Below are 23,592 nucleotides of genomic sequence, written 5' to 3' on the forward strand. Positions count from 1 at the left end.
TACCGTTTCACCAAACTGTAAACAGGGTTAAAGCGAAGAATAAATTATTTTTTTGTTTTGGAACATCAGGGTTCTGCAGTTATCGGTTCCGAAAGCCCAGCCATTCGCTTTATACCGATGAAAAACCGGAATGTCCGCTCCCCTGTCGCCTGCCTGTACAGGCGGGGGGTATTAAACTTGGGGTAGTGCTCTGAGGCAAAATCGCCCTACTGCCCAAATAGTAGCGAAAAAGCCCGACGAACATTAAAAAAAGCAAATGGCTTTGCTTTCCAAGACGGAAAGGAGATACGGTTGGGGTGTCAGATGTTCATTCTGACGGCAGGGTAAGTTAATCTTCAGAATAAATATCCTCAAAATAGCTCACCACGAGCGATTTCATCAGCATTTCCTGCTCCAGCATAGTATATGGCGGAATGGCTTTAATTAATTTCCAGTGCGGCCAGCCATCCTGGTCCAGGCCTTCTAATTCATAAAAACCCATTTCGCTCAATAAGCGACAGGTAGCAATATGCATCAGTTCTTCTTTTTGGCGTTTGCTGTATTTCTTAGGGCCTTTGCCCAATTCCTGAACGCCAATGAGAAAAAGCATTACTTTTAAATCAGGAAAATCTGAATCAAACTCGGTTGAAATCTTTTCCTGTAAAACTTTCCACTTGGCATTAATCTCCGACGGCTTCATATGGTACAAAGATAGTGTAAAATGGTGTAAGGCTTAAGTAAAAGCTTTGAGGTTTTAACATTAAAGCTTGAATCGTAATTGTATTTTTAGTTACATTTATAACCTATGGATACGAATATCAATAAAACAATTCAGGCGGGTTTATTAGCTTACGGCATGTCGGGGAAGGTTTTTCATGCACCCTTTTTACAAGCACACAGTGGTTTCAATTTTAAGGCGATAGTAGAGCGGAGCAGTAAAAATGCGGTTAATGATTACCCAAATATTACAAGTTACAATAGCGTTGATGAACTTTTAAATGATGAGGAAATAGAATTGGTGGTGATTAATACACCAAACAACCTACATTATGAACATTCGAAAGCGGCATTAAATGCGCATAAACATATTTTGGTTGAGAAACCTTTTACGGCAACGACTGCACAGGCCAAAGAACTTTTCGAACTGGCCGACAGTGTTGGGAAGCAGATCTTTTTCTATCAGAACAGACGGTGGGACAGCGATTTTACCTCGGTAAAAAAGGTGCTAGAAAGTGGTAAATTGGGTAAATTGAATGAAATGCACCTGCGTTACGATCGTTACCGCAATGTAATCGGGCCAAAAGCATTTAAAGAAGAACCGGTAGAAGCCAGTGGACTTTTATACGATTTAGGTCCGCATCTTTTAGATCAGGTGATCAGTTTGTTTGGCAAACCTTTAAGTTTTTATAAAATTTTGGGCAAAAATAGGGTAGGTACCCTGGTAGATGATTATTTCTCGATCCAGTTAAGTTATCCTGATAGCGTACATGTTTTTGTAACTTCCAGCATGTTGGTGGTAGATCCGCAGGCAGCTTTTGTGTTACATGGTGTGGATGGAAGTTTCATTAAACAAAGGGCCGATATCCAGGAAGAGCAACTGTTGGCCGGTATGAAACTGACTGATGAGGCTTATGGTATAGAAGCCGCCGGTAAGGATGGTTTGTTAACCACCATTGATGCTGATGGAAATAAAACTGAGGAAATTATCAAATCTGAAGTAGGAAGTTATCTACCCCTTTTCGAAGCCGTTTATCAGGCAATTAGTCACAATAAACCTTATCCGGTTAGCCGCGAAAATGTTCTGACCCAATTGGAAATTATCGAAAGCTAACACTCTATTGTTGCAACCTGTTAAATTGGTGTAATCAACCTAATCCATGTCATCACGTTAATTTGTGTAATCCCTTAAATCCGTGTAATCTTTTTTTATGAACTCGCTGCCATTTGCCTACTTAATCCCTATATTTCTGATTGCCTTATACCTTATCCTTAAAAAAAAGAAGGTGGCTATTGAGCCCTTAACTGATGTGGACAAGAAAATACTGGATGATTACGTGGGTTATTACCATAATTTAGATTCGACGGACAAACTTCGTTTTGAGCAAAAAGTAGCTTCATTTTTTAGTACGGTTAAAATTGAACCTGTGGGGCTGGAAATGACCACTTTAGACGAGTTACTGATCGCCTCCAGCGCGGTGATCCCGATTTTTGGTTTCGATGACTGGCAATACAAAAACCTCACCAGCGTTTTGCTGTACCCGGATACTTTTAATAAGGATTTTCAGTTTGAAGAAGGCGGGGAAAGAAATATTATGGGCATGGTAGGCACAGGTTACATGAACGGACAGATGATTTTGTCGCGTTCGGCTTTGCGTCATGGTTTTTCAAAAAGCGCAGGGAAGGAGAATACGGCGATCCATGAATTTGTACACCTTTTAGATAAATCGGATGGTGCAACAGATGGAGTTCCGGAGAATTTAATCGCACATGAATATACTTTGCCCTGGATCAAAATGATGCATGAGGAGATGGAGAAAATTGAAGATAACAAGTCAGATATCAATCCTTACGCCATCACCAACCAGGCCGAATTTTTTGCTGTAGTTTCAGAATATTTCTTTGAAAAACCTGAGCTATTAAAGGATAAACACCCGGAATTGTATTTTCAGTTAAGCCGCATTTTTGCGCAACAGCCTGCGGGTTAAAAGGATAATTATCAAATGAAAATATTTGCAACAATTCTCTGTAGTTTAATATCGATTGGTGCTTTTGCACAGAAAACGTATGTGTTGAGGCAAAATTATCCAACAGGTTATAAATACGATTTCTCGATTACTTCCGATCAGATCATTAACCAGAAAATTGGCGGTCAGGATGTACATTTAACTCAAAATATTGGTACGGATTATACTTTTGATATTACGGAAGGTCACAGTGGCGAAAAGGATATTAAAGTAACTTATAACAGGATTTTTATCAAATCTATTGCGATGGGTACTAGCATGACCTTTAATTCGGATGATCAGGACAGTACGAAGAAAAATCCCTTCAGTGGTTTAAAAGGTGCTTCGTTTTTTATGACTGTTACGCCAAACGGCGGAATTAAAACAGTTGCTGGGATTGAAAAAATGCTCGACAATATGGCGGTAAAGATGAGCAACGATACAAACGAGATTAAGCAGATTAAAAATGAATTGGGCAAACAGTTCAGCGCTGAGGTGGTAAAACAGACCATGGAATCGTCGTTTAAAATTTACCCGGATAGGGCAGTTAAAATTGGCGATAGCTGGACGGTTGATACCAAAATGCAGATGAGTATGCCCATTGAAACGATAACACAATACACCCTGAAGGAAGTGAAAGACGGCATTGCCATACTGAGCGTAAAAGGTACATTGGTATCGAAAGGTAATTTTGAAGCCATGGGCAACAAAATGGAAACCGATTTAAGTGGAACCAATTCTGGAGAAACCTCCCTGGATATTAAAACAGGAATTGTGCTCAACAGTCACCTTCGTATTGAGCTATATGGCAAAATGAAATCGATGGGAAAAGACATTGATTTCGAAATGCAGGGGATTAATAAAATTGTAGGGAAAGAGATTAATTGATTTATTGGACCTAGACCTCGCAGGTTTAATCCGGAGTTTGCCGTTTAAAAACCTGCGAGGTCTTTTTATGAAGTTACAAGCTCCCCGTTAAAGCCACTAAAAATTCCGTCGGGATTTCGATATGCGGAATATGGCCGCAGGCATCAAATTCGATAATTTTAGCCCCAATAATTTTGGCCGCCGTTTGTTTCCCTAAAAGTCTATACTGGCCATGAAGTGCCTGTTGATCTGGCGTAAGCAATCCTTTACCAACAATGGTTTTATCTTCCTTACCGATAAACAAAACGGTAGGCACCTTTAAATTCTGAAATTCATATACCACAGGCTGTTCATAAATCATGGTATAGGTTAATGCTGCAACTTTTGCCCATCGGGGATAATCGGAACTATTGGTTACACCTCCGGCAATATTTACCAGGTATTCGTATTCTGGTTTCCAATAGGTAAAGTAAGAGCCCTGATAATATTTGCGAACACTTTCTGCCGTGGTTTTAAGCTCTGTTTGGTATTGCTGTGCCGTGGTGATGTAAGGAATAAAAGTTTTATAGTCTTCCAGTCCGATAGGATTTTCGAGTAAGAGCTTTACTGTCGTTTCAGGGTACATTAAGGCAAAACGGGTAGCGAGCATGCCGCCCATGCTGTGACCTAGAACTACCGTTTTCTGAATGCCCAGTGTATCTAATAGTCTTTTATTCCAGCTTGCCATTTGATGGAAACTGTAATGGATAAAGGCTTTGGATGATTTGCCGAAACCGATCTGATCGGGTACAATAACGCGATAACCAACATTGGTTAAAGCTTTAATGACGTTTGTCCAATAATAACCGCCAAAATTTTTACCATGGAAAAGAATTGCTGTTTTCCCATTTGCTGCGATGGTTGGTGCAACATCCATATAGGCCATTTTAATATCCTGTCCTTCGGTATTAATGGGAAAATATTTTACCGGATAAGGGTATCTGACATTATCCAGGGTGATGGATAGGGTATCTGTTTTTTGTGCTTTTGCATGGCTAAAAACGAATAGGCTAAGGGCAAATAAAAGAATATATCTCTTCATGATGGGTAGTGAGTTGAAAACTAAAAAGCTAATTGGCACAAGTTAAACTTTTGCCAATGAGATAGCTTAAAAATCATGCCCTTTTTACATGTAGTAAATAAAACATCAGTTATTTAGGTTGGTAGGCATTTTAATTAGGTTGTTTAATCAATAAATCCAGTTCGTTATCTGTGTCATTGGCCAATTCGAAAAGACGTGGGGCACTATTGTTAACCATTTTCCCCTGTTTATCTATAAGTACATAATGTGGAATACCATTTACCCCATAATCTTTACATACCTGATTTTGGATCCACCCTTTGGCCATCAGATTAATGCCTTCAAGTTTTAGTTCTTTCAAACTTTTTTTCCATTCGCTTTCGTCTACGTCTACGCAAATGTTTATGAAAATAACGTCCTTATATTTTTCATGGACTTTGGTTGCATATTCGCTTATATCCGAAATGCAGGGCCCGCAATGAACACCCCAAAAATCGATGTAAACAATTTTTCCTTCAAAATCACTTAGGGAAACGGTTTGACCTTTATTGTCTTTTAGTTGGAATTCTGGTGCTTTATTTCCAGATTTTAATCGCTGAACATTGGCGTGGAACTTTTCCAAGGTATCTAAATATTCAGCTGTTCCGATTTCTGATTTAAACTTCTGATAGGCAATTTCAGAATTATCAAAGCCATAATACTCATATCCAAACATTAAAGCGCTAACCAGATACCAATCTTTGATCATTTTTGATTGATATAAAGAGGCTAAGCCGTTATAGCAGTCGTTTAAAGTACTGTTAGGCGTATCAGGCTCTTTTTGATGTGCTACTGTTTTTATAATCGAATTAAATGCGGAATTAAACCGTGTTTTATTGGTAATATATTCTCTGTACTGGGGCGATATTAAAAAAAGATTTTCATCAATCAGCCTTTCTATGGGAGCCGCTGGAAAAAATTGACCTAAACTTTTTGGAACGCTCAATTTATATTGAATATAGCTGCCGTGTCCCATTTTCTTCGTGTTATTATTAATTTTTTCGACAAATTCGTGCAAAAAAGTATAGTAAACATCAGCAATGATTTTAGAAGAGTTCGTTAATGGGCCATAACTTTCGATGGTGGTTAAATATCTATTATACAATTTCTCTATCTTATCAATTTTTTCGACATCTGAAACTTTGGTGTCATACAATTCCTTCATCAATGTTATAGTCGGAGTCCTGTAGTTTTGATAAATCTGCAACATTAAATCAAGTTCTTTTTGCCTGTCTTGATTCTGGGCTTTTACTTTAAAGGTACTTTTGAAATCCTGGGCATCCCAATTAACAGTTAAGGTATCGCCCGGTATAGCAAAAATAGTAATAGCATCATCGTTCAGGTATAGATAAAGGTCTTGTGGACTATTTAATGCTATTGTTTTTAAAAAATTACCTTTGTCGTCTATGGGAAGGCTCGTTAATGTGTTCCCATAAAAGCCTGTAGTAACAAATTCCCAAAATTTCTCTTTCGTATGCTTAACGTTACCTTTAATGACAAAATTTTTGGTAGCAAGGGTCTGGGCATAATCGGAATTGCCGTAGAGGAATAGCATTGCAAAAGAGAGCGATAATTTAAATAAAAAATTCATGATCTAGATCGGGATTAAAATGGTTTCTATTTTATTAGTTGTTTTAAATTAACCGTTGGCAATTGGATACTGGTTTCATCTGAAAGATTTCCACTTGCTTTGTTTATCTTGATGTGCTGAAAATTCACATCATTTTTACCTGTGCTATTTAACAAGAGGGTTTCGATGGGTCCAATAATCCTGTTTTCTTCGTTCTTGAATTCTGCTTTTGCATCTTTAACTCTTAAATCAACGTTACGGAGCGGTGTGTTGTTTACAGTTAAATATGCCGAATTGAGTTCAGCCTGAAGGTTTTCAATTTTTGCGTCTTCAATGGTAATCCCAGGTATCACCACATCTTGTTCCTGATACATAGTTTTCTTTACCAGATGCAGATTTTTGATCCTTACATCTTCTCCAAATCTGAAGTTTACACCTTTGGTGATTTCTATATTTAAACTATCTGTATTTACTGATAATCTGTCAACAGATACATTATTAAAAGTAATTCTTTTTAAATTTGGCGAAAAAATAAGCAGTGTTCCCTGCTGGTAATTGCGTTCTGCTTTCAATGATATTTGAAGTTTCCCGTCTTGATCTACTTTGTATTCGATAAATGGAGCAAGATCGTTGGTTGCTTTAAGTAAGAATTTATCGCTTGCAATTATTTTTACATTTAGGTAAGATGATTCTGACCCACTAATCACCACATTTTGAAATGCCTGGACAGGATATTTTTTGATAAACTGATCCACATCATCACCTATGGTTTCGGCTCCCATTAACATTTTATCATAGGTTTTATTGTCGATCCGGTTTGCTTTGGCAATTAAGATCATAACGGTTAATGGAACGATAAGCAGGGCAATTGCCAGGCCTGCTAATAATTTATTGCTTGTTTTCATTTTCTAGGCGTTAAAGTTTTTTGATACAAAAGTTTGGTAGCGTGATTTTAGTTCGTCGAAATCTATTCCCAGCAGATAAAGGTTTCTGAACAGGTTGGGGAGTTCATCGTCGATAAAACTGGTTTTACGATATTGTTTTACCTGATCGATGGTATCATCAGCCAGAAAAAAACCAATCCCTCTTTTGTTGTTAAGGATATTCTTGCCTTGTAGCAATTCGTAGGTACGCATTACCGTATTCGGATTTACTTCCATTTCTACTGCCATTTCCCTTACCGATGGGATTTTTTCGTCGGCCTTCCATTTACCCAATAATATCTGCTCACAAACGTATTCAGCTATTTGTAGGTAAATTGCCTTGTTGTTGTTAAATTCCATTTAGGCCTCCTTTTCTTTTAAACGTATGAATGAGATGAACCAGAATGCAAGTGTTAGTAATATACCAATTAGACTCATTAAGAAAAAAATATTCTTTTCATCTTGCCAGTAATGGTTTCCAACCCAAACCGTATTGTTTGTTAGTTTTTGCATTACAAAGAGTGTTGATGCAACCCAAAGCACCCCAAATGCCATCAGCGAAATTGCTGTTTTAACATAATGGAAGCTCTGGAAAAATATAGATCCTAATAAAAAAACACCATTGATTAATAGGGGCACATAATAAAATGGATAAAAATCTTTAACTGTTTTGGTAGAGAAAAAGTAAGCTAGATTATCTATAACCACTTTTTTACCCTGGTAGTCGGTGTAACTTGTTGTGAGGTTATGTGTTGCCCTAACAGAAGAAACAAAAACAAGATCTGTAAGGTAAAAGCACAACAAGTAACTTGGTATTCCAATAATTAAGGTGTAAAATATAGCGCATAAAAATTTTTCTACGCTAGATGCGGGTATCAAAATGTTGATAATGGCTTTAGGCTTTTGCCCTAAGTGCATGAAATAACTGTTTGCTATAATGCTTACAAAGAGAAAGCCTGTAATCAGGAATAGGGGGTATCTAAAATTTAAAGTATTAGATGAGATGTATTTTAAACTATTTTCTGTTAAGCTTATGCTATAAAATAAGGTCAGGATCCCAATTAATACGCCAAAACTGATCAAGTAAATTTTTCCGAAATCAAGCCATTGTCTTTTAAGCAATAGGCCAAATCGATTGATATTAAATGTGTTGTTCATTGCTTAACTGAATAAAGGTTTAAATTTGATTTTTTCTGCAAGTATGGCATTAAAAAGGAGTTCCATATCCAATTTGCTTTCTTCCTGATGGTAGTTTGGCATTACTGCATTATAACCAGAAAGTGATGGCTCGGCATAAATAATGCTGTCATCAATTTCTTTCACTTTTTTGAAAGTTAGCTTTGCCGTAATTTCTTCTACCGTCGCTTTAAGTGCCACATCATTTTCATCAAGCATAATCACAGTATCGATCAGGTTATCCAGATCCCTAACCTGGTGGGTGGAGATGATGATACAACGCTCATCTGTCATGGCAGAGGCCATAATTTTTCTGAACTGTGCTTTCGAAGGAATGTCCAGTCCGTTTGTAGGTTCATCCATAATTACCAGTTTAGCTTGGGTAGCCAATCCGAAGGCGATAATTACCTTTTTCTTTTGTCCATAACTCATGTTGATGAGTTTCTGTTCAACTGGAATGTCGAATTCTTTAATCAGATCTGCGAAATAAGCATGATCGAAGTTCTTGTAAAATGGCGCATTTGCTTTTAGATAAGCATCGATTTTTACCGAAGGCAAATAAAACTCTTCCGGAATGAAACAGATCTGCTCTAAAAGTGCAGGCTGCCGTTTAGCTGGGTTGTAACCCATTACATCCAAAGTGCCGCTTTGTGCATAAACCAAACCTGCCAGATTTTTTAACAAGGTGGATTTACCCGCACCATTTTTTCCAAGCAAACCGTAAATATGGCCATTGCTTAACCGCATGCTCATATTTTTAAACAATGGCTTATGCTTGCTGTAGCCAAAATTAAGATTGTTAATATTGATCATATCTACTGTATTAGTTAAATAATACACTAATGTATGGTGTAGTTTGGTGATCTCCAAATTTTTGTGAAAAAAAGTTTTGCGTTGGGCGGAGAGCGGTTGGCGTTTCCCTTTCATACCTCGACGTTAAACGCCGCGCGCTTGGCGCTCTTTGCCATCTCCTCCGCCATTGGAAGGTAAAATATCCGTTTAATAATTGTTGCATTAAAACTTCCTTAATGTGTAGATTGTATGTTTGTAGTATATCGATAACATATGGATACAAAATGGGCTTACCTGCTTGGTCGACTAGCCGTTGGACTAAGTTTTTTCGGACATGGCTTGGTACGTTTGCCAAAACTTGCAGGTTTCAGTAATTGGATGGTGGGGCAGTTTTCTAAATCTTTCTTGCCAGATGCGTTAGTAATCGCTTTCAGTTACATTTTGCCTTTTGCCGAATTAATAGCCGGAATAATGATCATTTTGGGCTTATTTACCAAACAAGGTTTAATATTAGCAGGTATGCTTTGTTTAGTCTTGATTTTTGGTTCAACAACAATCGAAAATTGGGATGCCTTGCCTACACAACTTATTCATGTGGCATTTTTATCGGTGTTACTCGCTTACTTACCGCATAACAGTTATGCGGTTGATAAAATCATTAAAAAATAATTATGGAATACAGAAAAATTGGTCACTCAGACCTCTCACTTTCAGTAATCACCTTTGGTGCCTGGGCAGCAGGTGGTTGGATGTGGGGAAGTACCGATAGAAATGATGCGATAATTGCAATCAAGGCAGGTTACGATTTAGGTGTGACTTCAATTGATACCGCACCCATTTACGGGCAGGGCGATAGTGAAGAAATTGTAGGTGATGCCATAAAAGGCATTTCGAGAGATAAATTACAGCTGGTAACCAAATTTGGTATGCGCTGGGACCTCGCCAAAGGTGATTTCGGGTTTAAGAGTAAAAATAATGACGGTAAAGAAATTGATATTTATAAATATGCGGGTAAGGAAAGTGTGATTTATGAATGTGAACAATCGTTAAAACGGTTGGGAACAGATTATATCGATTTGTACCAGATCCACTGGCCGGATGTTACTACGCCAATCAGCGAAACTTTTGAAGCGGTGAGCAGGTTAATTGAGCAAGGTAAAGTACGTTATGCGGGTGTGTGCAATTACAATGTAGCACAGCTGAAGGAAGCAGATCAAACATTGGAAATTATTTCAAATCAAATTCCATTTAGTATGGTAAACCGTGGAGTAGAAGAGGAGACTGTTCCATATTGTATCGAAAAAAATAAATCTGTTTTGGCTTACAGTCCGATGGAACGTGGTTTGCTGACCGGAAAAATGAAGCCTGGCCATCAATTTGAAGAAGGCGATCACCGTCAGGGGAATAAATTTTTCTCACCAGAAAGTATTGAAAAGACAAATGCGTTTCTGGCTAAAATTAAACCTTTGGCTGATGAGAAAAATGCTACATTATCTCAGCTGGTTTTACGTTGGACGGTTGAGCGACCAGGTATTACCATCGCTTTAGTGGGCGCAAGAAATGAAAAACAAGCTGTTCAAAATGCCGAAGCCATACATGTAAAATTAAGTGCTGAAGAAATTCAGTTGATTGATAACGAATTAGAGAACGCTGGTTTTTAATATTCAACCGCAAAGAAAAGAAGGAAAGCGCAAAGAGCGTAGAGGATAAAGACTTGGCTTTCTTTGCTTAAAGTCTCTGTGCCCTTTGCGGTAAAACAAAAGATGATATGTCGAAATTATTTTCTCCTTTTACCATAAAGGACGTAACCTTAAAAAATAGGATTGTTATTTCTCCGATGTGCCAGTATTCTGCCATTGATGGCTTTGCCAACGATTGGCATTTGGTGCATTTAGGAAGCCGTGCGGTTGGTGGAGCAGGCTTGATTATTCAGGAAGCTTCGGCAGTGACCGCTGATGGAAGAATTACCTATGCCGATTTAGGCATCTGGAAAGATGAACATGTAGATAAACTGAAACAGATTGTTTCTTTTATCCATGATAACGGGGCAATTGCAGGTATCCAATTGGCACACGCAGGTAGAAAAGCGAGTTGTGAAGTGCCATGGAATGGGGGTGAGCAGATTGCTGATGGCGAAAACAGCTGGAAACCGGTTGGCCCATCACCAATTCCTTTTAAACAAGGACAGGTTGAACCACATGAATTAACAATATCAGAAATTCAGGATATTGTTTTTGCTTTCAGGGCTGCGGCAAAACGTGCTTTAGATGCTGGCTATAAGGTGGTAGAAATACATGCCGCCCATGGTTACCTGTTACACGAATTTTTTAGTCCCTTGAGTAATAAACGTACCGATGTTTATGGAGGCAGTTTCGAAAACCGCATCCGTTTGGTGATCGATGTGGTTGAAGCTGTACAATCGGTATGGCCGGAGAACCTGCCACTATTTGTGCGTATTTCGGCAACAGACTGGACAGAAGGTGGCTGGAACGAGAATGATTCGTTGCAGTTGGTTGCGGTGCTAAAAGATCGTGGGGTAGACTTAATCGATACCTCTTCGGGTGGGAATGTACCCGATGCCTTTATTCCTGCAGGACCGAATTACCAGGTTCCTTTTGCGGATAAGATCAGAAACGAAATTGGCATTTATACTGGTGCAGTAGGTGTAATTGTAGAAGCGCACCAGGCGGAAGAAATTTTAGAAGAAGGCAAGGCCGATCTGATTTTTATTGCGCGCGAATCGCTACGTGATGCATATTTTCCTAGCCATGCCGCACAAGTGCTAGGCGATAATACCGAATGGCCAAATCAATATGTGAGGGCTAAGCGGGAAACGTTTAAGAAATAGTTAGCGGTTATATACTGAAAACAAGAAGGCCAGCATTTGCTGGCTTTCTTGTTTTTAATCACCAAGCTCGTAGCCTGATCCTATCTTTTCTGCCTGAGCCACCTAAACCCGCTCATGTTCCTGCAATTGCTTTCCAAAAAACTTTAAGGTGACTCTTCTCTTAATAGAAAAATTTACTTGCGTTTAAAATGGTTTTATCATTATCCTGCAATATGCAATTTGGATACGTCGTATAACCCGTCCACATTAAAGCCTGTGGATTTTCATTTGTTGGGTGTGGCAATCCAAAAGCGTGTCCCAATTCATGACCGGCTCCACCGATCCATCGTGGAACAGCTTCAGTCATTTGACCGGTTAAGCCTTTCAGGTCGTTTTCGGGCATGGCCGTAAAGCCCATCGCGCCAGCACCAGTTGTTCCAGCAGCATCAACATAAACCAGGTAGATGTATTTTGTTTCGTCGTAACTGCTTCCTAATAACGCTTTAGCATCATTTTTTGCGTTGGCATAAAAATAGAATTGTGAATCGCCTGTATTTCCATTTTGAGCATTAAACCATGCTGCCACATGCGAACTCTGCATGGTTTCTACGAGCATATTGTTATTGATATGAAAAGTTTTATTGCTCCCCAAAGTTGTTTTATACCATGTTGTTAATTGTGTAATGCAATTACCCGCAGCTTCGGTATAGGTTTTATTCAATGATCGATCAGATGGAACAATATAAACTACCCTTACACTTAAATTGGCCGGACTTGGGTTTTGACCTGTATAAGTTGTTGGCGTATTCGTATCCATTTCGTCCCTGTTTTTTGAACAGGATATTAAACCAAATAGCATAAATGTACCCAATACAAAGATTCTGAAAGGTGTTTTCATAGCAGATTTATTAGTTAATGATTGGTTGATCTATCTTTTTAACAGTCAATTGCTTAGATATGTTTGGTCGGTGAATCTTTTCGGTTGCTTTGGATATATAAAAAAAAGCGGGACCGATCCTGTCGATCAGTCCCGCTTTGGTAATTTCAGCCTTAACTGAATTAAATTATTTTACCAGGGTAAAAGGAACATACAAACCAAAAGTGATGTTTCTTCCTGTATTGTAAACACCCAGATTAGGATTCTCCTGATCAAAACGACCTGGTTTAAACCTGCTTAAAGCATCATAATATTTCTGGTTTAGCAAATTATTGGCTGATACCGACAATTTAACGGGTTGTTTACCCAAATTAAATGTAGCACCGATGCCTGCGTTTAACAAAGTATAACCACTGGTTGGTGTTTCGAAAACATCATCCACACGGGTTTGTTTAAATGCCGAATTGATGCCCACAGAAAGGTAAGCATCGTTTGTTCCTTTAAGTTTAGGCTCAAAACGCAACTCGTTTCTCAATGTTCCGGCCGGGATAAACGAAAGCGGCCTGTTTAAGGTATTGTTCTGCGCATGCACATATCCAAAGGTATTTTCGAAATGGATAAATGGAACCGGGTGGATGGTTAAACTCGCTTCAGCACCATAAAGGTTTGCATTTACCTGTCCATAACGGTAAACATCATAAAGTGTACCGTCGGCTACTCTTTGTTCGCCATTGTTTGATGCGTAAATATAATTGTGGATGTAGTTGTTGTAAACACTGGCACTTGCACTTATAATTTTGCCTTCGTATTCTAAGGCCGCATCTACCTGGTAACTGCGTTCAGGACTTAAAGCGGAATTACCGATCTCATATCTAGATGTACCCTCATGAACGCCATTCGAGCCCAGTTCGGCCGGATTTGGTGCACGGAAAGCAGAACCTGCATTGGCTTTAAAGTTCAGTTCATCGTTAAACTGGTGCGTAAAACCCAATGCGCCACTTACATTAGAAAATTTATTTTTAAAAGGCGCAAATTGCTCCTCATCCTCTACAAATAATTGTTTTCCGTTGTTTTTTCTGAAGTCGTAACGGGCGCCGATGCTGAAGGTATTGTTTTCCCAGTTTTTCTTTGCAAAAGCAAAAACACCTAAACCAAAAGTATCATAGGCTGGAATTAAAAATTCTTTGCCTTTATTTTGGCTGTGCGCATCATCTACACTCAGGCCAAAAACGGGTTGCCATCCATTGGTTTCGTGGAGATAGTATTTTAAATCCGCATTGTAGGTTTTAAGATCGAAGAACAAAGATGGGGTAGGCTCGTCTAACTCACGACGCTGATTTTGCTGATAGCCAAAATCAGCTTTCAGATTGCCATTACCGATAACAAAATTGTTGTTCAACGCAATTTTAAAGTGGCGGATATCCTGACGTGGGTATTCTAAAGTGCGATTTTTATTATCATCGTTGGTAAAGGCACTGCCATCTTCTTTAACAAAATTTCCATTGTCATCTAAAGTTGGCTCATAGAAACCAATGTTATTACGGAAGCTTGAAACATTTAAATGTGTATAACCCCAGCTTTTATTTAAACCCACCATTCCGCTTAAATCGGTTTCATTAAAGCCAGAGTTAGGGAAATATCCGGTAGGTGTTTTAAAGGAATAAGCATTTTTGTACGTTCCACGGGCCCTCCAAACAAAACCGTTTTCATTACCGTTTAACATTAATGAGTTGGCGGTAAGTCCGTTGTTTGTAGAATAATTGGTAATAAACTCACCTTTAACCTGACCTTCGGGTGCAGAACTTGGCTCTAATAAGTTAATTACCCCACCAAGTGCATCAGAGCCATACATTAGCGATGCTGCGCCACGTAAAACTTCCACTCGGTCTGATTTAAACTGATCGATTTCGATACCATGCTCATCACCCCATTGCTGACCCTGCTGTTTAATCCCATCATCTAAAGTTACAATTCTGTTGTAACCCAAACCTCTGATTACGGGTTTGGAGATAGATGGACCAGTGGTAATCTGTGATACACCGGGGATTTTGGTCAAAGCATCAATTAAATTGGTAGAAGGCTGAAGCAACTGGTCTTTACCAATCACTGCCGAAGAGGCACTATTCCGTTTGCTCGTACTGCTGATTAAACTGCCTGTAATCACAATTTCCTTGGTTTCTATCGCGGTAGGCTGCAGAGCAAACTCCAATCCGGTAGCATCGGCCAGGTTGACCACTTTGGTTGCGGTTTTATAGCCAACATAATGTACCTCTACTAAATAACTTCCTTTCGATGGAAGGTTGTTCAATGTAAATTCTCCATCATTGTTGGTTACGGCCGAAACCTTTAAATCTGGAATAAAAATAGTTGCGCCAGGCAACGTTTGTTTGGTGCTGGCATCAATAACCTTACCTTTTATGTTTTTTAAGGCGGCAGCGAAAACAGTGCTACTCAATAATGTATATAGAATTACCAAGCCAATAAGCTGTAATTTTTTCATGTGTTGTCGTAAATAAAATGATCGGAAAGCCAAAACAATAGCTTAATTGAAGCTGGTTTTAGTTTCTCATGTAAATAATTTGGTTCAGCGCGGATGCGCTACAAGAAGAAATTAAGCTAAAGGGGGACCACGTAAGCAGGTGCGCTTTATTTCGGTAAAGGCATTCTTTAACGTAGGTTCGGTACGGTTAAAAATTTTAGCAGATAAAAAGATTCTGTAAATGTGGTGCGTTTGCACATAATTTTTCTCAAAACTCGCATTACAGATTAAACAGGTATCGCCGTGGGCCTGCACATGACTTACATGTTTACAATGTGCTTCTTTGGGCACAACAGGAACGGTATTGTGGTGGTGGAGAACACTCCAGGGAGTTAAAGCAATAGCAAACACCATCAGCATAAATGCCGATAAATATTTCTGAATGTTTTGTCTATGCTTTTTCAACAGGCCAAAAGTAGTAATTCCTAAGCAATTATATATATTTACAAAGTAACATTGTATTTATACTGTTCTGACCAGCGATTTTATGAATGGTTTAAGGGGAGAAGTAGTATTGATTACATTCAGATAAGAAAAATTAAGTTAACATTGAATTCATAACATGTCGATATTCGAGTGGTTTTTTGAGCGAAATAATCCCAGCCCAACAGGTTGGGTCGAAGCGCATCACTATAAGCTGTATTGGCCACGCATTTGGATCATCCTTACCGGCTTAATTGCTTTTACGGCAGTTTTGTTCTTTATTTATTACATTCCTTTTAATAAGTTTAGAAGTTTTGAGATTGGAAGGGCTTGTGTAGGCGTTTTTCTTGTGATAGCTTATTTAATAGCCGCGTATTACATTTATATTAAACCAGATTATAATAATATGGGTTTTCTGGGCTTCATTGATAATCCTTTTAGGTATACCGACAATATTAACCGTTTCATGATGTTTTTTCAGCTGTTTCTTCTCCCAGGAAAGGTTATTGCCATACCAATTGTGAATATGTTTTCGTTATTATTTGCAGCAAATAGATCCGCCAATTAATGAAGTTTGTCAAAGGAAATATATTCAACGCATTATTTATAATTATTATTTTGGTAATTGTTTTTGTGCCTGATGCAAAAGCTTTTTTTATTAAGGGATTAATGGAAATTGGTTTTTATAAACCCAGTGTTGAAGTACCGAAGGAAAATATTGCGAACCTTAACGGAATCCAGTTTAAGGATGCAAAAGGCAAGCTGGTGGATCTGGGCGATTTAAAAGGCAAGATTATTTTCCTTAATTTCTGGGCAACCTGGTGCCCGCCATGTAGGGCCGAAATGCCTTCAATCAATAAATTGTATACGCAGTTTAAAGACGATAAAAACATCGTTTTCATTTTCGCTGATGCCGATGGTGATTTTGCAAAGTCAGCGAAGTTTATGGCTGATCGTAAATACGCGATGCCGGTTTACAAAGTAGAAAGTGATATTCCCGAACAGATATTTGCGGGATCATTGCCCACAACCGTTATTTTCGATAAACAGGGTCGGTTGTCTTTCAAACACGAAGGGGTAGCCAATTACGCCGATCAAAAGGTTATTGACTTCCTGAATAAGTTAAAAAATAGCAATTAGTATAAGTCTTCCAAATTCGTGCGCAAATAAATTTGATGTACAAATGAAATTTATATTTGTAATATATGTAGTTAACTACATATATTTGCTGGATAATAATTAGCAATGCAAAACGACTTTAAAATTGAACGGTTAAATAATCAATTCTGTGAAGCGATTATCGGGTTAATTCTGCCCATCCAGCAAATAGAATTTAATGTAGATATCGATCTGGTTGCACAGCCAGACTTGTTGGATATTGAGAAAAACTATGATGGCTCTGGCGGTGCTTTTTGGGGAGCTAAATTAAACGGCGAACTGGTGGGTACCATTGCCTTAATTGCTGTACCAGAGTACCACTCGGGAGCCATTAGAAAGATGTTCGTTAAAAAAGAATGCCGTGGAAAGGAACTGGGAGTAGCCCAGGCCCTATTAAAAACCCTTTTGAGCTATTGTGCGGATAACAATATGAATGAAGTATATTTGGGTACCAAGGATATATTACAGGCTGCATGCCGTTTTTACGAGCGTAATGGGTTTAAACAAGTGGAAATGGAAAAACTACCGGTTTATTTCCCCCGCATGGCTGTCGACAATGTGTTTTATGGCCTGGATTTAAAATCTGTTTAATGGAACAAAATGTAATTGATGCTTCTGGTTTATTGGCCATTTCTACCCGTTTGCAAAGGCTGAGCGATCAGATCCGGAAAGATGGTCTGTTGATTTATAAAGCATTCGGAATTGATTTCCAACCCAAATGGTTCCCGGTACTATATACGCTGTATAAAAAATCGACTATGAGTGTGGTTTCACTTTCAGATGAGATTGGTTATGCACATCCTTCCACCATCAGTTTATTAAAAGAACTGGAGAAAGAGAAATTGATCAGGTCTAAAAAAGATAAGGTAGATACCCGTAAACGCTTGGTTGAGCTTACAGAAAAAGGAAACACACTGCTGTCTACCATGGAACCAGTTTGGGAAGTGATCATCAAAGCCACAGCAGAAATTACGAACACCGAGAATAATTTGATGAAAGCCATTAACGAAGTTGAAGCAAGCTTACAGGAAAAGAGTTTTTTGCAAAGGGCTGAGGTTTATATTAAAAATGAAAGTAGGATTGAATTTTGAATGATGGAATGATAGTGTGATGGAATGGGTTAATCAATGATTTTACTATTTTTGCGCCTATGATTTCATTTTTCGAGGCTTCGCTTAAGCAACTTTCTATCCACCATACAGGCAATAAACTGCTGGAGGAGTATTATAAATTATCTGATGCGCCTTTAAAAATTGATGATGAAGTATTGGGAAACCTGCTAATGCAGTATTTTTTGAAACCTTTCGAAAAGGTAAATGAAGTATACCGTTTTTATCATCCCAATGATAATTTAGAACTCAATGAAGTATTCCATTTTGTTCATGAAATTTTCGAAAATAATGAGCTTTTTCACGAAGATTCGCAGCAATTGGCCAAACATTTATATGATGTAGCCAACCACCCAAAAATTAAATCGGGCGAATTATATGTTGCCTATTTCGAAAAAGTGCAGATCGAAGGTGAACAGTTAGATGTGGTTGGGGTTTTCAAATCTGAGACGAAAGATACCTACTTAAAAGTTTATCCTGAGCAGGATGGCTTTAACGTAAGTTACGAGCAAGAGGCCATTAGCATTAACAAATTGGACAAAGGCTGCCTGATTTTTAATGTGGATAGGGAAGAAGGTTATAAAGTGGTAGTGTTGGATCAGTCGAAAAGCAGCAACGATTCTGCCGTTTACTGGAAAGATGAATTTTTAAAATTAAAAATCAGGAACGACAGTTATAACCAGACCAATAATGTTTTAGGAGTATATAAAAACTTCGTCACACAGAAACTGGATGATGATTATGAAATCAGTAAAGCGGATAAAATTGACCTTCTAAACCGCTCAATGAAGTATTTCAAAGAAAAAGAAACCTTTGATATAGAGGAATTTGGTAATGAGGTAATCGGAAATGCCGAAGGAATTGAATCATTTAAAAATTATAAGAAAAGTTACGAACAGGAGTTTGAAAGTCCGATTGCGGATAATTTTGAGATTGCCGAATCTGCGGTTAAAAAGCAAGCCCGTGCCTATAAAAGTGTATTAAAGTTGGATAAAAACTTCCATATTTATATCCATGGCAATAAAGATATGATCGAAAAAGGCTACGATGACGATAAATCGATGAACTTTTATAAGGTATATTTTAGGGAAGAGGAGTAGGAGGGGCGATTCTGCGTTGCGCTTCCCGCTTAACCACTTCATTTCTATGCATTAGCAACTTCTCCATGTAACTTGTCAGAAACAATTGCTCTACCAGTCTTCCTAAAATACCATAAGGTGCTTCAAATTGGAAAATATCGCTCATTTCGGTTTGTGTGCCAATGGTTTTAAAGAGGTGTTGATGGCTGAGTTTTTTGAACGGACCTTTGGTCATTTCATCTATAAAGAAATGTGGATGTTCCATCGCGGTAATTTTGTTGGTCATGGTGAAATTGAGACCAAAATGTTTGGCCCGCCAGGTGACCGATTCATCTAAACTAATCAATCCATCTGTTTTTCCCGCGATGGCTTTTTCTCCAGAATGCTGCATGGACTGTGCATGAAGATCAATATTTCTTGACAGATCGAAACAGCGTTCAATCGGCGCATTAATCATTGTTTTTAAAATTAGGATTGGCATATTTTTGTTTTACTTGTATCTGCCCAGGGCCCTGCGCTTTCCGTTCAATCTTGTTTTCGATCTTTTTTACCACAAAAGGCACAAAGAAAAAGCGCAGAGGCGTGGAGTTAGGCGTATGGTTATATGGGTAAATCGACTAGGGTCTTCAGACTTCCGGCTCCGGACTAATTAACCGCTTCTCCTTCCTGCCTTCTAACCCTCCGCCTTTAAAGCTTTCATCGCCCCATCAATCTCCCCATACTTAAACTCAAAACCCCCAATCAACAACACACCAGGTTTAACCCACCTGCTTTTTAAAATCAGCTCGGTTTCTGTTCCGATAATTTTCGCGCCGATAGCCAAAAGCCAGGCCGGAGTGGGCAAACCGAAACTTATGCCATAAGCTTTTCGGATACTGCGCATAAATACCTGGTTTTTAACCGCGCCGGGTGCGCTGCAGTTTACAGCACCTTTTATCTCGTTGTGCTGAAGCAGCCATTCGATACTTCTTGCGGCATCTAACTCATGTACCCAGCTTACATATTGTTCACCATTGCCCTGTTGGCCACCCATACCCAGTTTAACCAGGTTGAGCAGGCGCGGGAATGCCCCATCTTGCAGTCCGAGTACAATGCTCATTCTGAGCGCTACTTTTCTGGTTTTAGGGGTTTCATTTTCAAAGAAACTGGCTTCCCAGGCCTTGCATACCTCGATAGAAAAACCATCACCGATTTCTCCTGTTAACTCATCTTGCTCACGGTCTTCCGCATGGCGGTAAATGGTGGCAGAAGTAATGTTGATCCAGAGTTTTGGCGGATTTTCCATTTCGTTGATCACCTCACCAAGTAAACGGGTAGGGATCAATCTTGAATCCAAAATTTCCTTTTTATTTTTTTCGGTGTATCTGCAGTTTACATTTTTGCCACATAGGTTAACCAGTAAATCGGCCTCCTCGAGGCTTGTTGTCCAGTCGTCCGGGTTTTGCCCATCCCAAACCAAGGTTTTAATGTTGCCTGTGGTGGCCTGTGTTTTTCTGGCAAGAACAATCACTTCTTCTGTTAGGGGACTAAAATATTTGGCCAGTACGGTACCTAAGTATCCGTTTCCACCAGAGAGTATAATTTTTTTATATGTCATGATTTCTATACACTAAAGATTAAACCTAACACAATTAAACGGTAAAGTGCCCAGGTAAGGCTCATGATCCAACCGAGTTTTAACAGTTTGCTTCTGCGGAGGTGTTCCAGAAACATGAGTCCGGCCACCATTAAAAAATAAAGGATAAAAAATATACCGGGCATGCTGAGGCATTCCCCAAGCAGCAAAGCAGGTAAGAGCAAGAGCGAGCCAGCGAAAGAAATCGTCATCATATTGCCCAGATAATCCCATAGTTTTCCTTTTTTATAAAAAAGAATGATGCTGCCCTGGAAAATCATTTGCCCGCCACAGATCAGGTATTCGCGGTATGGGCTACCAAGAGGTACAAAACTGGTAAGCAGATGGGCATAAGCAGTTAACACATAAGCCGTGAGAAGCCAGGTAAAAAGAAGGTAGGCCAAACGGTAATGCAGTTTAAAACTGGGCTGTATGCTGTTTGCCTTAACCGCTGCCGGGATAATCACTTTGCGGTTGTAAGAGATAAAGGCATAAAATTTACGCATCAGGTAAACAAAAGGGCCGAATAAAAACAGCGGTTTAAAGAAGGGCATGGCGTGCGCAATAATTTTAAATAAACTCTGGATGCCATAACTTACTTCGCCATTTTCGGTGTTTACGAGCGCAATTTCGTTGGCTGCCCTTTGCCTGTCTACCTGCGGACAAATATGATCGGGCATCTGTTGGTACGCCTCGCGACCATCTTCAGCCAGCATACCTGTTTTTACAAAGGCCTTGGTATAGGCATAACACATTGGGCATTCATTGTCAAATAAAATCACATGGTTGTTAAGCGTTTTCATTTTATTTAAATTTTAATACTTTCAGTAAAAATTGAAAGTTATGATTGAAAAAATAAGCCTAACTTATGGTGTAGGGCTTGGGACTTAGCGTTTAGGGTTTAGCGCATGGCGTTTAGGGGTTAGGGTTTAGCATATGTTGCTTCGCGTTTAAGAGGTTAGAGGGTTTAGCGTTTAATTTGAATTGTCTTGATCCTTGATACTCTTTACTTGCTACTCAAATCTTGTAATGTCTTGCTACTCACCACCCAGCTCTCACATCTCTAATCTCCCTTCTCACATCTCTATTTAAAAACCTTCAACACCGAACCCCAGAACCAGCTTTCTTCGGCTTTCAGCATGGTTTCTAAAGTTTTATCTACATTCACGGCCAGTTTGTTAATATCTTTGATCGATTTTTTAAAGGTTGTAAACTCGGGGTCTTTTTCATCGCCTGTAACGCCAGCGAGTTCGTTCAGCACTTTTAAAACAGGCTCTAGCTCTCTCTTTTTACGTTCTTTGGCTACCTGACGGGCAATGTTCCACACGTCTTTATCGGCAAAAAAGTATTCTTTACGTTCGCCGGCTTTATGTTGTTTTTCGATTAAACCCCAGCCAATCAGATCGCGCAGGGTCATGTTGGCATTGCCCCTCGAAATGCTGAGCTGCTCCATAATTTCTTCAGTGGTCAGCGCTTCGGCCGAAATCAGCAAGAGCGCATGCACCTGGGCCATGGTACGGTTAATTCCCCATTCGGAGCCTAATTTACCCCAGGCCTCTATAAATTTCAATTTTGCTGCTGCTAATTCCATACACAAATATAAAGTTATTTTTAAACTTTCAAAAATTATTGAAACTTTATTTATTCTGAAAGTTGCTGCTCTCGCGCTTAGTTTCGTTCAGTACCATTTGCCAGTTATTTTGCTTGTTGTTTACCCGGTTTAACAAGTCGGTCTGTGTTGGATCGAAATAAACAGTGAGTTTTAATACAGGTAGCGCCAGCTCAGGTTTAAACATGGTACCAGCGGCAAAACCCGGTTCGTTGTTTTTTGCGCGGTCGCGATCGAATTTAACCGTGGTGTTTACATATTCCTCGTGCTGCTTTTCGCCATTGATGTACGGGATTAACCAGGCAACAGATTTTTTGATCGATGATCCATTTGGCGATTCGTAGGTGTAAAAGTTTGGCCCTTTTGCCCTGTCGATGATGATGGCCAGTTTCAGCATTGGTTCCAGATCGTAAATGTGGTAATGCATGGCGTCGCGCTCTTTAAAATCCAGACTGGTGCCGTCAGCATAGAGATTGATGTTGATATGGCTTTTGAGGTTTTCGATCGTCCAGTTGATCAGTTCATGGTTGTTTAAAGCATAGCCAATTTCGCCAACTACTTTTAACCGGTGCGCATTCCAGTTGTTGATGGCGGTGCCTCTACCTGGTTTCATCCGTTTGCTGTTGATTTCTGCCCTTGCGGTTTCGCTGAGCCATTGTTCGATCAGTTTTTTGTCTGCAGGCGGGAGATCCGTTTTAACCAGGTCGTAGGCTTCAACCGCCGGATCGAGATTGGTATCATCAATCGGATCGCCATTGGGGCGGTTGATTTTTGCCCAGGCGCCAAGAAATTCTACACATTTGTTTAAATATTTCTGATCACCGGTCAACCGGTACTGCAAAGCCAATGCGAACATTTTAGCCATATCGGGCAAAGCTTGCTGGGTTTTCACTTTCTTTGGGTTTCCTTTCAATAAGCCTTCGGTTCTGATGGTATCAATCGGATTGGCTTGTTCGTTCAGGTAGCCTGAAGCCGATTTTTGAAAGCCCAGATAGAGATTTTTGGTTTCTGCGTTGTTTTGGATCTGGCTTTTCAGCGTTTTAATTTCACTAGCATTTAAACTTACCAGCTGTGCAAAGCATGTAAAAGATAGGGCCGCCAGCGCGAGGGTAACAACAAACTTTCTCATATTAAATGGGTTGAATTTTTTATATGCTTTCACAAATCTAATTTTTTATTCAGCACACATTTAATTTATTCCTTTTTTATACCGCCCAAATTTTTATT

27 protein-coding genes are annotated in these 23,592 nt (G+C 39.2%); 12 read left to right on the forward strand and 15 right to left on the reverse strand.

What is annotated here, in order from left to right; genetic code table 11:
• Positions 1–194: hypothetical protein (locus R2S57_RS08405; protein ID WP_316844596.1), on the forward strand; the 194-nt coding region annotated here is incomplete at its 5' end.
• Between the two features lie 134 nt (positions 195–328).
• Here R2S57_RS08405 and R2S57_RS08410 read toward each other — a convergent pair.
• Positions 329–679 (reverse strand): hypothetical protein, encoded by a 351-nt coding sequence (locus R2S57_RS08410; protein WP_316844597.1) that lies wholly within the window; start codon positions 677–679, stop codon positions 329–331.
• Between the two features lie 105 nt (positions 680–784).
• On the opposite strand from R2S57_RS08410, the gene R2S57_RS08415 reads away from it, so the two are divergent.
• From R2S57_RS08415 to R2S57_RS08425, 3 genes are all read left to right on the forward strand, one after another.
• The gene (locus R2S57_RS08415; RefSeq protein ID WP_316844598.1) at positions 785–1,810 is read left to right on the forward strand and encodes a Gfo/Idh/MocA family oxidoreductase; all 1,026 of its coding nucleotides are present in this window, start codon (positions 785–787) and stop codon (positions 1,808–1,810) included.
• A gap of 97 nt (positions 1,811–1,907) precedes the next feature.
• Positions 1,908–2,684, forward strand: a complete 777-nt coding sequence (locus R2S57_RS08420) for a zinc-dependent peptidase (protein ID WP_316844599.1) — start codon at positions 1,908–1,910, stop codon at positions 2,682–2,684.
• A 15-nt stretch (positions 2,685–2,699) separates the two neighbouring features.
• Positions 2,700–3,590: a DUF6263 family protein gene (locus tag R2S57_RS08425; RefSeq protein ID WP_316844600.1), complete on the forward strand. Its 891-nt coding sequence runs from the start codon at positions 2,700–2,702 to the stop codon at positions 3,588–3,590.
• A 73-nt stretch (positions 3,591–3,663) separates the two neighbouring features.
• On the opposite strand, the gene R2S57_RS08430 is transcribed toward R2S57_RS08425, so the two are convergent.
• The 6 genes from R2S57_RS08430 to R2S57_RS08455 form a co-directional block, all read right to left on the reverse strand.
• Positions 3,664–4,650 carry an alpha/beta hydrolase gene (locus R2S57_RS08430; protein WP_316844601.1) on the reverse strand — a complete coding sequence of 329 codons (987 nt, stop codon included), beginning with the start codon at positions 4,648–4,650 and terminating at the stop codon, positions 3,664–3,666.
• Positions 4,651–4,780: 130 nt separating this feature from the next.
• Positions 4,781–6,259: a TlpA disulfide reductase family protein gene (locus R2S57_RS08435; protein ID WP_316844602.1), complete on the reverse strand. Its 1,479-nt coding sequence runs from the start codon at positions 6,257–6,259 to the stop codon at positions 4,781–4,783.
• Between the two features lie 26 nt (positions 6,260–6,285).
• Positions 6,286–7,143 carry a hypothetical protein gene (locus R2S57_RS08440; protein ID WP_316844603.1) on the reverse strand — a complete coding sequence of 286 codons (858 nt, stop codon included), beginning with the start codon at positions 7,141–7,143 and terminating at the stop codon, positions 6,286–6,288.
• Positions 7,144–7,146: 3 nt separating this feature from the next.
• Complete coding sequence (locus tag R2S57_RS08445) at positions 7,147–7,521, reverse strand: GntR family transcriptional regulator (RefSeq protein ID WP_316844604.1); 375 nt, start codon at positions 7,519–7,521, stop codon at positions 7,147–7,149.
• A complete protein-coding gene (locus tag R2S57_RS08450; RefSeq protein ID WP_316844605.1) occupies positions 7,522–8,319 on the reverse strand; it encodes a hypothetical protein in 798 nt (265 codons plus the stop codon).
• A gap of 3 nt (positions 8,320–8,322) precedes the next feature.
• Positions 8,323–9,264 (reverse strand): ABC transporter ATP-binding protein, encoded by a 942-nt coding sequence (locus R2S57_RS08455; RefSeq protein ID WP_316844606.1) that lies wholly within the window; start codon positions 9,262–9,264, stop codon positions 8,323–8,325.
• 138 nt (positions 9,265–9,402) lie between these two features.
• On the opposite strand from R2S57_RS08455, the gene R2S57_RS08460 reads away from it, so the two are divergent.
• The 3 genes from R2S57_RS08460 (at position 9,403) to R2S57_RS08470 (ending at position 11,977) form a co-directional block, all read left to right on the forward strand.
• Complete coding sequence (locus tag R2S57_RS08460) at positions 9,403–9,798, forward strand: DoxX family protein (protein WP_316844607.1); 396 nt, start codon at positions 9,403–9,405, stop codon at positions 9,796–9,798.
• Between the two features lie 2 nt (positions 9,799–9,800).
• A complete protein-coding gene (locus R2S57_RS08465; RefSeq protein ID WP_316844608.1) occupies positions 9,801–10,790 on the forward strand; it encodes an aldo/keto reductase in 990 nt (329 codons plus the stop codon).
• 107 nt (positions 10,791–10,897) lie between these two features.
• Positions 10,898–11,977, forward strand: a complete 1,080-nt coding sequence (locus R2S57_RS08470) for an NADH:flavin oxidoreductase/NADH oxidase (RefSeq protein ID WP_316844609.1) — start codon at positions 10,898–10,900, stop codon at positions 11,975–11,977.
• Between the two features lie 160 nt (positions 11,978–12,137).
• Here R2S57_RS08470 and R2S57_RS08475 read toward each other — a convergent pair whose 3' ends face one another.
• The 3 genes from R2S57_RS08475 to R2S57_RS08485 form a co-directional block, all read right to left on the reverse strand.
• The gene (locus R2S57_RS08475) at positions 12,138–12,854 is read right to left on the reverse strand and encodes a hypothetical protein (protein WP_316844610.1); all 717 of its coding nucleotides are present in this window, start codon (positions 12,852–12,854) and stop codon (positions 12,138–12,140) included.
• A gap of 166 nt (positions 12,855–13,020) precedes the next feature.
• Positions 13,021–15,333 (reverse strand): TonB-dependent receptor, encoded by a 2,313-nt coding sequence (locus tag R2S57_RS08480; protein WP_316844611.1) that lies wholly within the window; start codon positions 15,331–15,333, stop codon positions 13,021–13,023.
• 111 nt (positions 15,334–15,444) lie between these two features.
• Positions 15,445–15,777, reverse strand: coding sequence for a hypothetical protein (locus R2S57_RS08485; protein WP_316844612.1), 333 nt, complete (start codon positions 15,775–15,777; stop codon positions 15,445–15,447).
• Positions 15,778–15,934: 157 nt separating this feature from the next.
• On the opposite strand from R2S57_RS08485, the gene R2S57_RS08490 reads away from it, so the two are divergent.
• From R2S57_RS08490 to R2S57_RS08510, 5 genes are all read left to right on the forward strand, one after another.
• A complete protein-coding gene (locus R2S57_RS08490) occupies positions 15,935–16,363 on the forward strand; it encodes a hypothetical protein (protein ID WP_316844613.1) in 429 nt (142 codons plus the stop codon).
• The gene (locus tag R2S57_RS08495) at positions 16,363–16,935 is read left to right on the forward strand and encodes a TlpA family protein disulfide reductase (RefSeq protein WP_316844614.1); all 573 of its coding nucleotides are present in this window, start codon (positions 16,363–16,365) and stop codon (positions 16,933–16,935) included. The genes R2S57_RS08490 and R2S57_RS08495 overlap by 1 nt, the downstream gene beginning before the upstream one ends.
• A gap of 105 nt (positions 16,936–17,040) precedes the next feature.
• Positions 17,041–17,544, forward strand: a complete 504-nt coding sequence (locus R2S57_RS08500; protein ID WP_316844615.1) for a GNAT family N-acetyltransferase — start codon at positions 17,041–17,043, stop codon at positions 17,542–17,544.
• Complete coding sequence (locus tag R2S57_RS08505) at positions 17,544–18,044, forward strand: MarR family winged helix-turn-helix transcriptional regulator (RefSeq protein WP_316844616.1); 501 nt, start codon at positions 17,544–17,546, stop codon at positions 18,042–18,044. Before R2S57_RS08500 ends, R2S57_RS08505 begins: the two co-directional genes overlap by 1 nt.
• Positions 18,045–18,103: 59 nt before the next feature.
• A complete protein-coding gene (locus R2S57_RS08510; protein WP_316844617.1) occupies positions 18,104–19,162 on the forward strand; it encodes a nucleoid-associated protein in 1,059 nt (352 codons plus the stop codon).
• Here R2S57_RS08510 and R2S57_RS08515 read toward each other — a convergent pair.
• The 5 genes from R2S57_RS08515 to R2S57_RS08535 all read right to left on the reverse strand — a co-directional run bounded on the left by R2S57_RS08515 (position 19,146) and on the right by R2S57_RS08535 (position 23,494).
• The gene (locus R2S57_RS08515) at positions 19,146–19,622 is read right to left on the reverse strand and encodes an SRPBCC family protein (protein ID WP_316844618.1); all 477 of its coding nucleotides are present in this window, start codon (positions 19,620–19,622) and stop codon (positions 19,146–19,148) included. The two genes, R2S57_RS08510 and R2S57_RS08515, sit on opposite strands and share 17 nt — an antisense overlap.
• A 192-nt stretch (positions 19,623–19,814) precedes the next feature.
• Positions 19,815–20,738, reverse strand: coding sequence for a TIGR01777 family oxidoreductase (locus R2S57_RS08520; protein WP_316844619.1), 924 nt, complete (start codon positions 20,736–20,738; stop codon positions 19,815–19,817).
• Positions 20,739–20,743: 5 nt separating this feature from the next.
• A complete protein-coding gene (locus R2S57_RS08525; RefSeq protein WP_316844620.1) occupies positions 20,744–21,559 on the reverse strand; it encodes a DUF393 domain-containing protein in 816 nt (271 codons plus the stop codon).
• Positions 21,560–21,840: 281 nt separating this feature from the next.
• On the reverse strand, positions 21,841–22,347 hold the full coding sequence (locus R2S57_RS08530; RefSeq protein ID WP_316844621.1) for a GbsR/MarR family transcriptional regulator: 507 nt from the start codon (positions 22,345–22,347) through the stop codon (positions 21,841–21,843).
• Positions 22,348–22,393: 46 nt separating this feature from the next.
• The gene (locus R2S57_RS08535; RefSeq protein ID WP_316844622.1) at positions 22,394–23,494 is read right to left on the reverse strand and encodes an alginate lyase family protein; all 1,101 of its coding nucleotides are present in this window, start codon (positions 23,492–23,494) and stop codon (positions 22,394–22,396) included.
• Positions 23,495–23,592: the final 98 nt, after the last annotated feature.

This window comes from Pedobacter psychrodurus (assembly GCF_032678585.1).
Classification (GTDB): Bacteria; Bacteroidota; Bacteroidia; order Sphingobacteriales; family Sphingobacteriaceae; genus Pedobacter; species Pedobacter psychrodurus_A.

What these genes read in the sequence shown, in the direction of transcription:
- R2S57_RS08460 (WP_316844607.1), top strand. Translation starts at nt 9,403, where the DNA reads ATGGATACAAAATGGGCTTACCTGCTTGGTCGACTAGCCGTTGGACTA.
- R2S57_RS08435 (WP_316844602.1), bottom strand. Translation starts at nt 6,259, where the DNA reads ATGAATTTTTTATTTAAATTATCGCTCTCTTTTGCAATGCTATTCCTC.
- R2S57_RS08505 (WP_316844616.1), top strand. Translation starts at nt 17,544, where the DNA reads ATGGAACAAAATGTAATTGATGCTTCTGGTTTATTGGCCATTTCTACC.
- R2S57_RS08490 (WP_316844613.1), top strand. Translation starts at nt 15,935, where the DNA reads ATGTCGATATTCGAGTGGTTTTTTGAGCGAAATAATCCCAGCCCAACA.
- R2S57_RS08530 (WP_316844621.1), bottom strand. Translation starts at nt 22,347, where the DNA reads ATGGAATTAGCAGCAGCAAAATTGAAATTTATAGAGGCCTGGGGTAAA.
- R2S57_RS08450 (WP_316844605.1), bottom strand. Translation starts at nt 8,319, where the DNA reads ATGAACAACACATTTAATATCAATCGATTTGGCCTATTGCTTAAAAGA.
- R2S57_RS08475 (WP_316844610.1), bottom strand. Translation starts at nt 12,854, where the DNA reads ATGAAAACACCTTTCAGAATCTTTGTATTGGGTACATTTATGCTATTT.
- R2S57_RS08535 (WP_316844622.1), bottom strand. Translation starts at nt 23,494, where the DNA reads ATGAGAAAGTTTGTTGTTACCCTCGCGCTGGCGGCCCTATCTTTTACA.
- R2S57_RS08500 (WP_316844615.1), top strand. Translation starts at nt 17,041, where the DNA reads ATGCAAAACGACTTTAAAATTGAACGGTTAAATAATCAATTCTGTGAA.
- R2S57_RS08410 (WP_316844597.1), bottom strand. Translation starts at nt 679, where the DNA reads ATGAAGCCGTCGGAGATTAATGCCAAGTGGAAAGTTTTACAGGAAAAG.
- R2S57_RS08480 (WP_316844611.1), bottom strand. Translation starts at nt 15,333, where the DNA reads ATGAAAAAATTACAGCTTATTGGCTTGGTAATTCTATATACATTATTG.
- R2S57_RS08515 (WP_316844618.1), bottom strand. Translation starts at nt 19,622, where the DNA reads ATGCCAATCCTAATTTTAAAAACAATGATTAATGCGCCGATTGAACGC.
- R2S57_RS08470 (WP_316844609.1), top strand. Translation starts at nt 10,898, where the DNA reads ATGTCGAAATTATTTTCTCCTTTTACCATAAAGGACGTAACCTTAAAA.
- R2S57_RS08525 (WP_316844620.1), bottom strand. Translation starts at nt 21,559, where the DNA reads ATGAAAACGCTTAACAACCATGTGATTTTATTTGACAATGAATGCCCA.
- R2S57_RS08510 (WP_316844617.1), top strand. Translation starts at nt 18,104, where the DNA reads ATGATTTCATTTTTCGAGGCTTCGCTTAAGCAACTTTCTATCCACCAT.
- R2S57_RS08445 (WP_316844604.1), bottom strand. Translation starts at nt 7,521, where the DNA reads ATGGAATTTAACAACAACAAGGCAATTTACCTACAAATAGCTGAATAC.
- R2S57_RS08425 (WP_316844600.1), top strand. Translation starts at nt 2,700, where the DNA reads ATGAAAATATTTGCAACAATTCTCTGTAGTTTAATATCGATTGGTGCT.
- R2S57_RS08495 (WP_316844614.1), top strand. Translation starts at nt 16,363, where the DNA reads ATGAAGTTTGTCAAAGGAAATATATTCAACGCATTATTTATAATTATT.
- R2S57_RS08415 (WP_316844598.1), top strand. Translation starts at nt 785, where the DNA reads ATGGATACGAATATCAATAAAACAATTCAGGCGGGTTTATTAGCTTAC.
- R2S57_RS08520 (WP_316844619.1), bottom strand. Translation starts at nt 20,738, where the DNA reads ATGACATATAAAAAAATTATACTCTCTGGTGGAAACGGATACTTAGGT.
- R2S57_RS08430 (WP_316844601.1), bottom strand. Translation starts at nt 4,650, where the DNA reads ATGAAGAGATATATTCTTTTATTTGCCCTTAGCCTATTCGTTTTTAGC.
- R2S57_RS08420 (WP_316844599.1), top strand. Translation starts at nt 1,908, where the DNA reads ATGAACTCGCTGCCATTTGCCTACTTAATCCCTATATTTCTGATTGCC.
- R2S57_RS08455 (WP_316844606.1), bottom strand. Translation starts at nt 9,264, where the DNA reads ATGAAAGGGAAACGCCAACCGCTCTCCGCCCAACGCAAAACTTTTTTT.
- R2S57_RS08465 (WP_316844608.1), top strand. Translation starts at nt 9,801, where the DNA reads ATGGAATACAGAAAAATTGGTCACTCAGACCTCTCACTTTCAGTAATC.
- R2S57_RS08440 (WP_316844603.1), bottom strand. Translation starts at nt 7,143, where the DNA reads ATGAAAACAAGCAATAAATTATTAGCAGGCCTGGCAATTGCCCTGCTT.